General features: G+C 63.1%; 14 protein-coding genes. 6 read left to right on the top strand and 8 right to left on the bottom strand.

Annotation, left to right across the window (positions count from 1 at the left end; genetic code table 11):
• Positions 1-245: 245 nt before the first annotated feature.
• The gene (locus XH81_RS19040) at positions 246-764 is read left to right on the top strand and encodes a DUF2231 domain-containing protein (RefSeq protein ID WP_028140323.1); all 519 of its coding nucleotides are present in this window, start codon (positions 246-248) and stop codon (positions 762-764) included.
• Positions 765-857: 93 nt separating this feature from the next.
• Here the strand turns inward: XH81_RS19040 and XH81_RS19035 are convergent, their stop codons facing one another.
• A complete protein-coding gene (locus XH81_RS19035) occupies positions 858-1,622 on the bottom strand; it encodes a serine O-acetyltransferase (RefSeq protein WP_028140324.1) in 765 nt (254 codons plus the stop codon).
• A gap of 320 nt (positions 1,623-1,942) precedes the next feature.
• Between XH81_RS19035 and XH81_RS19030 the strand changes: the two genes are divergently transcribed.
• The gene (locus XH81_RS19030) at positions 1,943-3,106 is read left to right on the top strand and encodes an acyl-CoA desaturase (RefSeq protein ID WP_028140325.1); all 1,164 of its coding nucleotides are present in this window, start codon (positions 1,943-1,945) and stop codon (positions 3,104-3,106) included.
• A 90-nt stretch (positions 3,107-3,196) separates the two neighbouring features.
• Here XH81_RS19030 and XH81_RS19025 read toward each other — a convergent pair whose 3' ends face one another.
• From XH81_RS19025 to XH81_RS18995, 7 genes are all read right to left on the bottom strand, one after another.
• On the bottom strand, positions 3,197-3,961 hold the full coding sequence (locus XH81_RS19025; protein ID WP_080670080.1) for a peptidoglycan-binding domain-containing protein: 765 nt from the start codon (positions 3,959-3,961) through the stop codon (positions 3,197-3,199).
• 44 nt (positions 3,962-4,005) lie between these two features.
• Positions 4,006-4,899, bottom strand: a complete 894-nt coding sequence (locus XH81_RS19020) for a peptidoglycan-binding protein (protein ID WP_049801846.1) — start codon at positions 4,897-4,899, stop codon at positions 4,006-4,008.
• Positions 4,900-5,293: 394 nt separating this feature from the next.
• On the bottom strand, positions 5,294-5,779 hold the full coding sequence (locus XH81_RS19015; protein ID WP_271596322.1) for a DUF2852 domain-containing protein: 486 nt from the start codon (positions 5,777-5,779) through the stop codon (positions 5,294-5,296).
• Between the two features lie 122 nt (positions 5,780-5,901).
• A complete protein-coding gene (locus XH81_RS19010) occupies positions 5,902-6,642 on the bottom strand; it encodes a TetR/AcrR family transcriptional regulator (RefSeq protein ID WP_028140328.1) in 741 nt (246 codons plus the stop codon).
• Between the two features lie 129 nt (positions 6,643-6,771).
• Positions 6,772-7,137, bottom strand: a complete 366-nt coding sequence (locus XH81_RS19005) for a YciI family protein (RefSeq protein ID WP_028140329.1) — start codon at positions 7,135-7,137, stop codon at positions 6,772-6,774.
• Positions 7,138-7,195: 58 nt separating this feature from the next.
• Positions 7,196-7,600, bottom strand: coding sequence for a YciI family protein (locus XH81_RS19000; RefSeq protein ID WP_028140330.1), 405 nt, complete (start codon positions 7,598-7,600; stop codon positions 7,196-7,198).
• 125 nt (positions 7,601-7,725) lie between these two features.
• A complete protein-coding gene (locus XH81_RS18995) occupies positions 7,726-8,088 on the bottom strand; it encodes a nuclear transport factor 2 family protein (protein WP_028140331.1) in 363 nt (120 codons plus the stop codon).
• Between the two features lie 316 nt (positions 8,089-8,404).
• Between XH81_RS18995 and XH81_RS18990 the strand changes: the two genes are divergently transcribed.
• From XH81_RS18990 to XH81_RS18975, 4 genes are all read left to right on the top strand, one after another.
• Entirely contained in the window at positions 8,405-10,069 is a 1,665-nt protein-coding gene (locus XH81_RS18990) for a methyl-accepting chemotaxis protein (RefSeq protein ID WP_028140332.1), read from the top strand.
• Between the two features lie 108 nt (positions 10,070-10,177).
• Complete coding sequence (locus XH81_RS18985; protein ID WP_028140333.1) at positions 10,178-10,966, top strand: SDR family NAD(P)-dependent oxidoreductase; 789 nt, start codon at positions 10,178-10,180, stop codon at positions 10,964-10,966.
• A gap of 128 nt (positions 10,967-11,094) precedes the next feature.
• Positions 11,095-11,532 carry a hypothetical protein gene (locus XH81_RS18980; RefSeq protein ID WP_028140334.1) on the top strand — a complete coding sequence of 146 codons (438 nt, stop codon included), beginning with the start codon at positions 11,095-11,097 and terminating at the stop codon, positions 11,530-11,532.
• Positions 11,533-12,075: 543 nt separating this feature from the next.
• Positions 12,076-12,438: a hypothetical protein gene (locus XH81_RS18975; protein WP_028140335.1), complete on the top strand. Its 363-nt coding sequence runs from the start codon at positions 12,076-12,078 to the stop codon at positions 12,436-12,438.
• Positions 12,439-12,539: the final 101 nt, after the last annotated feature.

Raw genomic sequence — 12,539 nt, 5'->3', positions numbered from 1 at the left:
CAGGGGTGAATTTGGTTGCCGGAAAGGTAGGTGGCGCAGGGGGATGGGCGGACAGGCCTAGTCCGTGTCCCGGACCCGGGATGCGGCGTGCATGTGCGGTGAGATGGGCCCCGGCTCAGCAGCGCATCGTCAAAGAGACGCTGCGGTGCGTCCGGGGCGCGAGAGTTCCGCGTGTCCGTGCGACCGGAGGAACCAGCCCTCGCCCGAAAAATTGTCCCAAAAATCACTTTCCGCGAGGTGTTGCCATGACCATCAACCCCAAGACGACCGCCGCCATCGGCGATCACCCGCTCCACCCCATGCTGATCCCGTTTCCGGTCGCATGTCTGGTCGGCGCGCCCATCGCCGATCTGGCCTTCATCGGAACCGGCGACAATTTCTGGGCCAGAGCCGCGATGTGGCTGATCGGGGCTGGCATCGTCATGGCGCTCGTCGCGGCTGTGGCCGGCTTTACGGACTTCTTCAGCGAGCCCCGCATCCGCCGCCTCAACGATGCCTGGTACCACATGGTCGGCAATCTCGCGGCGGTCGTGCTGGCGCTGATCAATTTCTACCTGCGCTACGCGCAAGGCGCCGAGGCTGCGATCAAGCCGGGGGGCGTGGTGCTCTCCCTGATCGTGGTCGGCATCCTCCTGTTCACGGGATGGAAGGGCTGGGAGATGGTCTACCGTCATCACGTCGCGGTGCTGGATGCGCCGGGCCAGACCAGCTCGGAGCCGGTCACGCCCCAGCATGGCGGCGAGAGCCATCGCCGCGCCGCCTGAGGCAACGGGATGTCGCCGGGGGCAGACCTCGGCGACCCTGCCTTTGCGGCTGATCGGGCCGCGCTCCGCCGCATCTCATGACGTGACGGCGCCTCAGGCCGCCGAAGCGGGCGCGGGACAATTGGTCAACCGCGCAGGATTTCCAACCGCGGTGCAGCCGCCGGGAACGTCGGAAGTCACGACCGTGTCGGCGCCGATCCTGGCGAAATCGCCGATCCGGATATCGCCCAAGATGGTCGCGCCGGCGCCGATGAAGACGCCGCAGCCGATACGCGGCGAGCGCGTCGGCAGTTCGCTGCCGCGGCCGATGCTGACATTCTGGAGAATGGTGACGTCATCGCCGATCAGCACATTGGCGCCGATCACGATCCCGGTGGCGTGGTCGAGATACACGGACGAGCCGATGCTGGCCGCCGGGTGAATGCTGACCTGCAGGACGTTCGCGGCCTCGTTCTGAAACAGCAGCGCCGCGTCGCGCTGGTCATGACGCCAGAGCCGGTGCGAGACGCGCCAGGCTTGTAGCGCCACGTAGCCCTTGAAATGCAGCAGCGGCGGCAACAGGCCGGCGACGGCGGGATCGCGGAGCACAATCGCCTGCAAGTCGCGGCCGGCCGCTTCGATCAATTCCGGCGCGCCACGAAAGGCGTCGATAGAAAAGGCCGTGAAGCGTGCCTGCCCGGCGGCGTTGCCGCCAAGCCTGCGCCCGATCAGATCGGCCAGAGCCGCGGCAAAACTATCATGCGCCAGCACTGCATCGGCAAGCGACTTGCTGAAGACGGGATCGGATTCGCACACGCGCTGCGCCTCCGCGCGTATGTTCTGCCAGAGGCGATCGTTCGTTGCGGTCGCAGCTGCCATCAAGGCCGCCTCCGGTGCTTTGGTGCTTCCTTCACGTGTCGAATATAGGCCGCGGACGACCCGCGCGCCACGCGGCAGCCGCCGTGACTACCTGAGCACCATGCCGCAGCTCCCCGTGAGGCTACGAGCTTGCATGCCAGCCATCCGCGCCCATATATTCAGTCGGATTTTCGGCTGATGCTGCTTTAGCCGGGATAACACGCAAAGCAGCTCGCTCAAGCCCCGCGGTGGTCCGCCATCCGCGGGTTTTTCGTACCCGGCAGCCCTCGGTGCTGCCGATGCAAATTCCGGATCCCCGTTACCTGAGGTCACGCTGAAACATGTTGCCCAACGCGCCCGCCGACGACCACCACGACGACGTCATGTACCCCTCCGCCATACCGTTCGTGCTGGTCCATCTCGGATGCTTTGCGGCGATCTGGTCAGGCGTCACGTGGCAGGCCGTCGCGATCTGCGGTTCACTGTATGTCGTGCGGATGTTTGCGATCGGCGCCGGCTACCACCGCTATTTCTCCCATCGGGCTTTCGCCACCGGCCGCGTGTTTCAGTTCATCCTTGCCTGCCTTGCGCAAAGCACCGCGCAGAAGAGCGTGTTGTGGTGGGCGGCCAAGCATCGGCATCATCATCTGCATTCCGACACCGAACTGGATGTGCATTCGCCGCGTCAGCGCGGTTTCCTGTACAGCCATCTCGGCTGGATCTTTTACCGGGAGCACGACGCGACCGATCTCGTGAAAGTCGGCGATCTCACGGTTTATCCTGAGCTGATGTGGCTGCATCGGCTGGAGCTGCTGCCGGCCTTCGTGCTTGCAGCGCTCTGCTTCCTGGTGGCCGGGTGGTCGGGTCTGATCGTCGGCTTCCTGTGGAGCACGGTGCTGGTCTATCACGCGACCTTCTGCATCAATTCGCTGGCCCATGTGCACGGACGCAAGCGCTACGTGACGGGCGATGATTCCCGCAACAACTGGCTGCTGGCGCTGCTCACCATGGGCGAGGGCTGGCACAACAATCACCACGCCTATCAGAGCAGCGCGCGGCAGGGTTTTCGCTGGTGGGAGATCGACGTCACCTATTACGTGCTGACGGTATTGTCCTGGTTCGGAATCGTCTGGAACATGAAGGCGCCGCCCGAACAGGTGCTGCGCAATGAGCAACCGCTCGGCGCCCGCGTCATCAATCGGGCCGCCCGCGAGCTTGCCGGGCGGTTCGACGCGCCGAAGCTTGCACACGCGATCTCTTCGGCGCTGCACCGGGCCGACCCGACCCAGCTGCAGCTGCCGACGCTGCACGACATCCTCAATCGCGCGCATGACGGCGTCGACGCGCTGACACACCTGCATCTGCCGAAGATACCGACCCGCGAGGAGTTTCTCGCCGAGGCCAAGGCGATGTTCGCACGAACGCGATCGCTCAACGAGATCGTGGATCACGCCTACGAACAATTCCTGGCTTCGGTTCACGCGCAGCTGGCCACCGCTCGCTGAAGCTGGCGGTCATGCGATGCAGCCCGGCGCCAGTCATGCCGCCGGGACGCCTCCGTCGCGCGCGGAGCAGGTGGAAGAATCCGCCGATCCCTAGAGTTCGATCTTCAACCGTTTTGCCGTCTGCGGTCCTACCTGTCCGTCAACAATGAGTCCTTTGGTCGCCTGAAACGCTGCGACCGCCGCCACCGTCAGGTCATTATATTCACCGTTGATCGGCCCCGGATTGAGCCCCAGCTCTTTCAACGCGCGTTGGATGTCCCGAACGACGGACGCCTTCATATTCGGCTGCCCAAGCGCATACAGCTGGCTCGGCTCAACCAGGTCGAGTGCTCCGCCCGCCGCCCCATACGTGAAGTTCGGCAGCAAGACGCCGGTATCCCAATTCCGGCCCGACACCTTGCCGCGACGAACGCCATAGGCCGTTCCCATCGCCTCCACGGTGCCGCCCTCGCCGTCACAAACGACGATGTGCCCCATCATGCCCGGTCCGGGCGGATAGCGGAGAAGAATGCCTCCCACCGTAGAGGCTGCCTGCCGCCACGGCACGCGCTTTCCAAGTTTTTGTGAATCGCTCTTCCAGGCGCCGGTATAGGCCTCGACCGTTGCTGGATTGCCGTTGTCGTCGACGCATCCATACAGGAATCCACCGACCTGATACACCAACCAGGACATGAACTCCGCGCAGTCCCATGGACCGTGCCAGTTCTTGTTGTTTTTCGGAACGCAGACATTGACGTATTTCTCGCCGATGCGGGACTCGGCCAGCTTCAGCATCTTTTCGCCGTCGGTCATGCTCAATTCCTTCTGCGTAATAAGACTTGCTAAAATTCGACCTTCAATAATCGAGACATCCATTTGCGAAGCTCCGGCGACCTTCGCGCGTCAAAGGCGGCACGCTCTCAGGGGCGCTCTGAAGCCGTCCGGGAATTCAGGCGGAGATTCAACGCCGCCTGCGTCACCACGCCTGCATTTCCATCGACCGGGATCTTGGCGTGGTTTTGAAACCACTCGACCGCCTGCGCGGTGGCGGGACCATATCGTCCATCCACGACAAGCGCCGGCTCAGCCCCGAGATCGTTCAGGGCCTCCTGAAGCTCGCGCGTTTCGTCCGACGCGGTTGCGGCTTTCCAGGCCACCTGGTTCGCGCCGCTCTTGCCGATCGCGCTCCACACGATCTCGAACAGTTCCGTGCGGCCGCTCAAGCCGTTGTAACCGCCGTTAATGGTCCGCGTGATCGCACGGATGTTGTTCTGATCCGCATAAGTGTTCATGCCTCCCTCATTCCATTCGTTGAGCGCGGGAAGGAGGGCCGCTTCTGGAGCGACAATCAGATCCGGGTTGTTGTAGAAATCCACGCCGGCAAGTTTGCCCATGCGTGCGTAGTTGGCTCCGCCCGTCGTCTGCAACAGGCCGCCGCCGCGATATTTGTATCCGTCTCCTTGCTTGGTATTGCCGAGCTCCTTCGCCTTCTTCGGATTGCCCAGTCCATAGACGCGCTCGGCCAAGGCGCGATCGTTGTTGAGATATTGATCGACTTCATCGGGCCGGATCGCCGCGCTGTGACGGCCGATGCCGAAAATCTCGAGAAGTCGCGCCGCGGTTTTGTATTTGAGGCTCTCGAACAGAACCGTACCGCGGCCGGTTTCATATAGCGCCTGAGCCAGGAAGTGCGCGATGCGAAGCGGAGTGTTGATCTTGAAGCGGTCGAAGATTTCGTCGCCGTCTTCAAAAGCCTTGAGGTAATTGGGATAGCAGCGAGGGGCTACCTTCCGAACGATCGTTACGATCCGCACGAAAATACTCCCTAATATTCAGCCAAATATCATCGATTGAAAAACGTCCCAAGATTATGCACAACACCCTTTGGTTGCAAGAGGAGATTCGATTTTCCGGACAGGCCACACCGCCGCAACCGGGCGGCATTCTCGGCAACGTCCGGTCTAGTGCTTGTCAGTTGCCACCGCGATAAATTGCAACCTGCATCTCGCGACAGGACTAGGCGCGGCACGACGAGCAATGCGAGCAACGATGGCGGCCGAAGCCGGCCGATGCCTGCTCTCGCGCGCGCGAGAGATTGAACCAAAAAACCAAACCGCCCGCCTGCGGGTTGCGCAGACGGGCGGCTCGGGGCCATCAGGACTTTGGGGGCGTACGCCTGAAGGCTTTGAGAGGTGTCAGCCTTGAAGGTCAGCCCTGCTGCTGGTCGGTCGGCGGCGGGGTTGGACGTGTCTTGTGCTGCGCCATGAACTGGTCGAACTCTTCCTTGTCCTTGGCGTGACGCAGACGGTCGAGGAAGTTCTTGAACTCGACCTGCTCCTCCTCGAGCCGCTGCAGCGTTTCCGAGCGGTACTCGTCGAAGGCGCGGTTGCCGGAGGACGGCGGGCCGAAGCCGAAGCCGCGGCGCTCCATGCGGCCGCGCATGCGGTCCATCTTGTACTGCATCTTTTCCATCTTGTTCTGCCAGCGATCCTGATGGCTCCAGCACGACATTCTTCTGCTCCCGAGTGTGAAAAAGAGAAGGGCAAGTCCGATCGGCCACCAGATGATGAAGCCGAGGATGGTCACGGCGATCCAGCCGGGATGCCAGGGCGTATCGAGCATGCGGGGACGCTCGTATTGTTGGTATTGGTCCGAAGGGCCGCGCCAGCGATTAACGTCAGCGGTGTAGGCCATTTCCCATCTCCATCACGGCACCAGCGCCGTTGTGAATGTAAATAACATTTACATAGCTAGACCATCCCGCGATTTTGTCAAGCTGGCCGCCAGACACGCCCGCGTGATTATTTTGCGCAATCTTATTTCGGCTTGCCCCAGGGACCAGCCGGCGGCACACCTGAACCGGAGGACGCCTCCGGCGGCACCGGCGGCGGCTCGGCGCCCTTGCCTGCAGGACGGCGGTCGGTCGGGAAGCCGAGGCCGCGCAGATAGATCAGCACCTCGGCCTCGAGCAGTTCGTCCGGCGACATCGGCAGTTTTCGTCGCGCGGCGTCGCCACGGGAGAACAGCGAAGCCACGCCGTGCGCCATCGACCAGATGTGCAGCGCCATCATCATCGCCGGCGGCCGCGGCCTACCCGGCGGCGTCAGCGCCGCGAGCCGCTCGGCTGCAGCGCGAATGATGTTGAAGGCGCGTTCGCTGGCGGCCTGAAGTGCGGGATTGGCGTCGACCGGCACGCCCGACTCGAACATCGCGTTGTAGAACGCGGGCTCCTCACGGGCGAAGGCGAGATAGGCTTTGCCGACGCGCTCGAACGCGGTGACCGTGTCGGGGCGTCCGTCGTCCCAGGCCGCGGTCAGGCGCTGCTCGAACTGCTCGAAGCCGCGCTGCGCGATCGAGGACAACAGCTCGTCGCGGTCGCGGAAATGCCGATAGGGCGCCGCTGCGCTGACGCCGGCCATGCGTGCGGCATCGGCGAAGGTGAAGCCAGCCGCGCCCTTCTCGGCGATCAGCCCGAGAGCGGCCTGCAACAGGGCTTCCTTCAGATTTCCGTGGTGATAGCCGCGCTCGGCGCGGCGCTGCTCCTTGCGCCAGCTCATGTGAACGATCTTTACATGAGCCGGCGGTGAAGGTCACTAGCAGGAATCGGGCGTGATTAACCCCGTACTTTCACGGGCGATGCCGGCCCGGAGCGACGGCATCGCACCCGGAATTGACCTCGTCCGCAGCTACATCTGCGGAATCGGAAGCACGGGCATGACCTCGATCGCCTCGCCCGGGAAGATCGCAAAATGCGGATGGTTCTCGAACAATTTTGCAGCTTCCTCCTGCGAGGCGGCCCGCACCACCGTGAAGCCGGTCAGCGCATTGCTGATCTCGGCAATGCCGCGTCCGTCGATCCGGCGGGTCTTGCCGAGCGGGCCGCCCAGCTCGACGATGACATCCTTGTGCTTCTCGACCCAGCCGTGCCAGGCGGCCATGCCTTCGCGCTCTTTTGCCTTCCGTTCAGCCTCGGGCATCGCATGCCAGGCCTTCATCTTTTCGCCGCTCGTGCTGCCGAGATAGACGGCGAGGAATTTATGTTCGGTGCTCATCGGTTCTCTCCTTGCTGATTGACTGACGACAGACGCGATTTCATCGCGATCGCTGTGGCTACCTCTTCAGGTCGCCGAAACCGGCCGCGGCCTCCTGCACGTTGGGCGGAAAGTCGCTCATCTCCTGGACTTGCCGGATCTCGATGATCTCGTTGGCCGAAGCCGGACACTTCTTCGCCCAGGCAATCGCCTCGGCGCGCGAGGCAACCTCGATCATCCAATAGCCGCCAAGGACTTCCTTGGCTTCAGTGAATGGGCCGTCGGTCACGACAGGCTCGCCGGTCGCAAACGAAACCCGCGCGCCCATCGACGGCGGATGCAGGCCATCGAGCGTGATCAGCACGCCCGCGTCCTTCAGCGCCTCGTTGTAGCGCATCATCGCCGCGACGCGCTCGGGATCGAGCTGGACGTCCGGCGGCGCGGCCTCGTAGCCGAGCGGGATCATCAACATCATGAATCGCATGGGTCGTATCCTGGCTTCTGCGGTGGTTCCGGGATGCGCCGTGAGGCGCAGGCCCGCTCGCCTTCAAGACGAACGAACTCTCACCGAACCGACACGCCCGCGGAAATAATCTGAGGGGCCTGGCCCTAGCGCGGCTGCGGCAGGAAACGACCATCCTGCCGGGCAGCGCCGAAATAGACATCGATGCGCCGGATCTTGCCGCTTGCGAAGGTGAAGAACTCCGTGTTGCGAAAACTCCTGCCATCTGTCACAAGGCAGAGATAAGTAACGAAGGCCTCCTCGCCCCGGGCGAAGATGCGCTCGATGTCATGCCGTGCAATCCAGCCGCTGTCGCTCCAGCAGCGTTCGAAATAGGTCGCCTTGTCGAGGTCGTCGTCGAACGGACTGGTGAAGCGGAAATCGTCGGCCAATGCGTCGGCGACCCGCTGCCGGTCGTTGGCGAGATAGGCGGCGAAGAGGTCTCGGATCAGGCATTCATGGTCGGGCATCGCTAGTCTCCGCAACGAGGCATCCTGTTAAAGACGGTTCGCCCCTGACCGCGCCGACACCGCCATGCAAGGCGGCGCGAAAAATATCTCGGCTGCGCCCCCGTACAAGTACGGCTCCGCATTGTGAACTCCACCGTGCATATAAACCAAGAGCAGCTGTCAGTTGAAGTAGTTGGCTGTCGCACGCGGACTCGCGGAGCTCGTCGCAGCGTTATTCAGGATTTACCGATGCTCAACGATAGCAATGCAACTTTTCAGCTCAGGGGAAACGGTATGGCGATCCTATCGGATCGCATCCGAGCATTGCGGGGCTTACGTGTTCAATTTCCTGAGCAAGAAGGTCAGGCACGCCATCGCGGAGGTCGAGGCGCTCGACCGGTCGCAGGCGGTCATCGAATTTGGGCTCGACGGCACCATCCTCGATGCCAATGAGAACCTGCTCAAGATGAGCGGCTACACGCTCGCGGAGATCAAGGGCAAGCACCACAGCATCTTCGTCAGCCCGGCCGAGCGCGAAAGCGCCCGCTATCGCGACTTCTGGGCCAGCCTGAACCGCGGCGAGTTCCAGACCACGCAATACAGGCGCTACGGCAAGGACGGCAAAGAGCTCTGGATCCATGCCTCCTACGCGCCGCTGCTCGACGAGACCGGCAAGGTGACCAGCTTCATCAAGTTCGCCACCGACATCACGGCCTACAAGATGCGGACCATGGAGGACGCGGGGAAGCTCGCGGCGATCAGTCGTGCGCAGGCCATGATCGAGTTCAACATGGACGGCACCATCGTCACCGCCAACGAGAACTTCCTCAAGACGATGGGATACTCGCTCGACGAGATCAAGGGCAAGCACCACTCCATGTTCGTGACGCCGCAGGACCGCGCGGGCTCCGCCTACAAGGATTTCTGGGCGCGGCTGAACCGCGGCCAGTTCGAGGCGGCCGAATACAAGCGGCTCGGCAAGGGGGCTCAGGAAATCTGGATCCTGGCGACCTATAACCCGATCCTCGACGAGATGGGCAGGCCGCTCAAGGTGGTGAAGTTCGCCACTGACGTCACCGCGCAGAAGATGAAGGCAGCCGACAATGACGGTCAGCTCGCCGCGATCCAGAAGTCGCAAGCGGTGATCGAGTTCAACATGGACGGCACGATCCGCACCGCCAACGAGAATTTCCTGAAGGCGATGGGCTATTCGCTGGCCGAGATCAAGGGCCAGCACCATTCCATGTTCGTCGAGCCGAACGAGAAGAATTCGGCCGCCTACCGCCAATTCTGGGAAGCGCTCAATCGCGGCGAATACCAGGCGGCCGAATACAAGCGCATCGCCAAGGGCGGCCGCGAGATCTGGATCCAGGCGTCCTACAACCCGATCTTCGATCTCAACGGCCAGCCGTACAAGGTGGTGAAATACGCCACCGACATCACCGCGCAGGCGATCGGCCGCAAGAAGGCCGACAACGCGCGCGGGATGATCGAGGCGGTCGCCGCCGGCAGCGAAGAGATGAGCGCATCGATCCGCGAAATCTCCGAGACCATGACGAAGTCGCGCGAGACGTCCAAGGTCGCGACCACAAGGGTCGAGTCCGCCGACCTCCAGGCCCAGAAGCTGACGGCCGCCGCACAGGCCATGAGCGGCATCGTCGAGATGATCTCGGGCATCACCAACCAGATCAATCTGCTCGCGCTCAACGCCACGATTGAATCGGCCCGCGCCGGCGAAGCGGGACGCGGCTTTGCGGTGGTGGCGTCCGAGGTGAAGAACCTCGCGAGCCAGGCCAAGCAGGCGACCGACACGATCACGTCCGAAATCGACGCGCTGAACACAATCTCCGGCGACGTCGCGAGCTCCCTGACCGCGATCAAGGCCGCGATCGCAGGCGTCAACGAGTTCATCGCCTCCACCGCAGCCGCGGTCGAGGAGCAGAGCATCGTGACCGCGGACATGTCGGCCAACATGCAGCGTGCCTCGGCGGAGCTGGCGTAAGGGCGACTTCCCCTCCAGCCCTCGCCTGCCCCTTCCTCGCCAGCATAAAAGCGCAGTAAAAGGAGCCTGCATTCCTGCGCCCATATGCTACTCGAGGACAAATCTCCCATGCCGCAAGCCCCGCAAAAAATCGCTCTCGTCACCGGAGCCGCCCGCGGCATCGGGCTTGCGACCGCGAAGAAGTTCCTTGGCGAGGGCTGGCGCGTGGCGCTGCTCGACATCGAGGGCGAGTTGCTCGGCCGGGCGGTCGCCGAAATCGACCAAAGCGAGGCGACGTTGGCGCTGACCTGCGACGTCTCGGACGCCGCCGCGGTGAGCGATGCAATGGAGTCGGTCGAGCGCCGGTTCGGCCGACTGGATGCACTGGTCAACAATGCCGGCATCGCGGTGTTCGCACCGCTGATGGAGACGTCCGAGACCGATTGGCGCCGCGTGCTCGAGGTCAATCTCACCGGCCCGTTCCTCTGCACCAAGGCCGCGGTTCCCTTGATGCGCGAAGGCCATGGCGGCGCGATCGTCAACATCACCTCGATCTCGGCGGTGCGCGCGTCGACGCTACGCTCGGCCTACGGCACCAGCAAGGCCGGGCTCGCGCACCTGACCAAGCAGCTCGCGGTCGAACTCGCCTCCCTCAACATCCGCGTCAACGCGGTCGCGCCAGGACCGGTCGACACGGCGATGGCGAAGCAGGTGCATACCAAGGAGATCCGCGCCGACTATCACGACGCCATTCCGCTCAACCGTTACGGCCTGGAGGAGGAGCTTGCGGAAGCGATCTACTTCCTGTGCTCGGAACGATCGAGCTACATCACCGGTCAAATTTTGGCCGTTGATGGCGGGTTCGATGCGGCGGGTATCGGCCTGCCGACGCTGCGCGGGCAAAGGCGGAACGGGTAGGCACAGTTTCTGTAGGGTGGGCAAAGGCGCTCTTGCGCCGTGCCCACCACGTTCTTCCGGATCTGCGATGCTGAAGGTGGGCACGCTACGCTTTGCCCACCCTACGAAACCGAGTTGGTGGAGAGTTCATGCGACGCGTCACCTCCCTCAAAGCCCTGATCCTCGCATCCGCCCTGCTCGCCGCCGCGCCCGCGTCCGCTGAAATCCGCATCATCCAGTCTCCGGGCGGACAGGTCGGGCCGTTCCTCGATTTGTTCGAGAAGGTGCGCGAGAGCGGCGAGCGCGTGGTGATCGATGGTCCCTGCCTGTCTGCCTGCACGCTGGTGCTGAGCATCGTGCCGGGCGAGCGCATCTGCGTCACCAAGCGCGCCGTGCTCGGCTTCCATGCGGCACGTTCGGTCGACCGGCGCGGGCGCTTTTATGCCGAGCCGGAAGCATCGGTCGCGGTGCTTGCCGCCTATCCCGGCCCAGTGCGCGACTGGATCAGCCGCCGTGGCGGCCTCACTTCGCGGCTACTCTTGCTCAAGGGGCGCGATCTCGCCGCGATCTATCCGCGCTGCCGCTGACGAATGTGGCAGCCGCCACGCATGTGACGTGAATGAGTTCTGTGAACCGCGTCACGTCACATCAAAGGCATTGGCCTGGCCGGCCCGAGGCCACACGGCAGGTTCCCTGTGCTCGCACCCAATGTGCGCACCGGGGTCTCCACGCCATTACACTTTGGCTGCCGTCAATAAAGAGTCTGGATCACCGGCCCCAGCTTCATGCTGACGCAGATAAGCATCCCCCACAGGGCAAAATTGATCTGTAGCGCCGCCGCCATCGGTCGCTCCCCTTCCAAGTGACGTCCACCCCAGCTTTTTAGATTTTGTGAGTCACCAATAGCGATTCTGACGTGCAGATTACAGCCCAATATTGCGTCAATTGTTGTGCGATGCAGTCCGCATGGTTTCACGAAGCGGCCTCACTGCTCCCGCAAAGTGATGCGAATCGCGCGTTCATTCCTCGGCCACGCCGGCCAATCGTTTGCCTTAAGTTCCATTTGACCGACACGATGCAAGTTTCCCGTGCGGAAGCTTGCGCATTGCGCATCGAACTTTGGGTCCGGCATGATACGACGCGGCTTCATTTTGCTTACTTTCTGCACAGCGCTGCTTGGATGTGCAGTCGCACCGGCGCAGGAGCGCCGCCCGATCGCATGGGATGGCCTCGGCCAGGACCCCAACAAAGGCTCGAACCGCCCGCATGCCGCCAAGCGGCGCGCGACGAACCCCGCGCCCGCGGCAAGTGATCCCAATCAGGAGCGGCAACGAGTGCTCGGCACCTTGCGGCCATACTCGGAGGCGTGGTGGGCGGTCCATGACGAGATCGAAGCCGAGAACGACAAGCAGCTCGGCACCAAGCTCGTGATCTGCCCTCGCTGCGTTCAGCCGCCGCAGCAAAGCGAGGACGCGACCGGATCGATCCGTTGAGCGAGCGCACGACCGATCCGGATATGACGCGATAAATCCAGGCGTCCCCTCTCGCGCGACAGTGCAGAGAGGGGATTGCGGACTCAACAGATCATGCAGGC

The sequence above is a fragment of the Bradyrhizobium sp. CCBAU 25360 genome (assembly GCF_028128695.1).
Taxonomy (GTDB): Bacteria; Pseudomonadota; Alphaproteobacteria; order Rhizobiales; family Xanthobacteraceae; genus Bradyrhizobium; species Bradyrhizobium ottawaense.
The sequence above is the reverse complement of the archived record's forward strand: the minus strand, read 5'-3'. Positions and strand labels throughout refer to the sequence as shown.

What these genes read in the sequence shown, in the direction of transcription:
- XH81_RS19000 (WP_028140330.1), bottom strand. Translation starts at nt 7,600, where the DNA reads ATGCGATTCATGATGTTGATGATCCCGCTCGGCTACGAGGCCGCGCCG.
- XH81_RS18975 (WP_028140335.1), top strand. Translation starts at nt 12,076, where the DNA reads ATGATACGACGCGGCTTCATTTTGCTTACTTTCTGCACAGCGCTGCTT.
- XH81_RS19030 (WP_028140325.1), top strand. Translation starts at nt 1,943, where the DNA reads ATGTTGCCCAACGCGCCCGCCGACGACCACCACGACGACGTCATGTAC.
- XH81_RS18985 (WP_028140333.1), top strand. Translation starts at nt 10,178, where the DNA reads ATGCCGCAAGCCCCGCAAAAAATCGCTCTCGTCACCGGAGCCGCCCGC.
- XH81_RS19005 (WP_028140329.1), bottom strand. Translation starts at nt 7,137, where the DNA reads ATGAGCACCGAACATAAATTCCTCGCCGTCTATCTCGGCAGCACGAGC.
- XH81_RS19025 (WP_080670080.1), bottom strand. Translation starts at nt 3,961, where the DNA reads ATGGATGTCTCGATTATTGAAGGTCGAATTTTAGCAAGTCTTATTACG.
- XH81_RS19010 (WP_028140328.1), bottom strand. Translation starts at nt 6,642, where the DNA reads ATGAGCTGGCGCAAGGAGCAGCGCCGCGCCGAGCGCGGCTATCACCAC.
- XH81_RS19040 (WP_028140323.1), top strand. Translation starts at nt 246, where the DNA reads ATGACCATCAACCCCAAGACGACCGCCGCCATCGGCGATCACCCGCTC.
- XH81_RS18995 (WP_028140331.1), bottom strand. Translation starts at nt 8,088, where the DNA reads ATGCCCGACCATGAATGCCTGATCCGAGACCTCTTCGCCGCCTATCTC.
- XH81_RS19035 (WP_028140324.1), bottom strand. Translation starts at nt 1,622, where the DNA reads ATGGCAGCTGCGACCGCAACGAACGATCGCCTCTGGCAGAACATACGC.
- XH81_RS19015 (WP_271596322.1), bottom strand. Translation starts at nt 5,779, where the DNA reads ATGGCCTACACCGCTGACGTTAATCGCTGGCGCGGCCCTTCGGACCAA.
- XH81_RS18980 (WP_028140334.1), top strand. Translation starts at nt 11,095, where the DNA reads ATGCGACGCGTCACCTCCCTCAAAGCCCTGATCCTCGCATCCGCCCTG.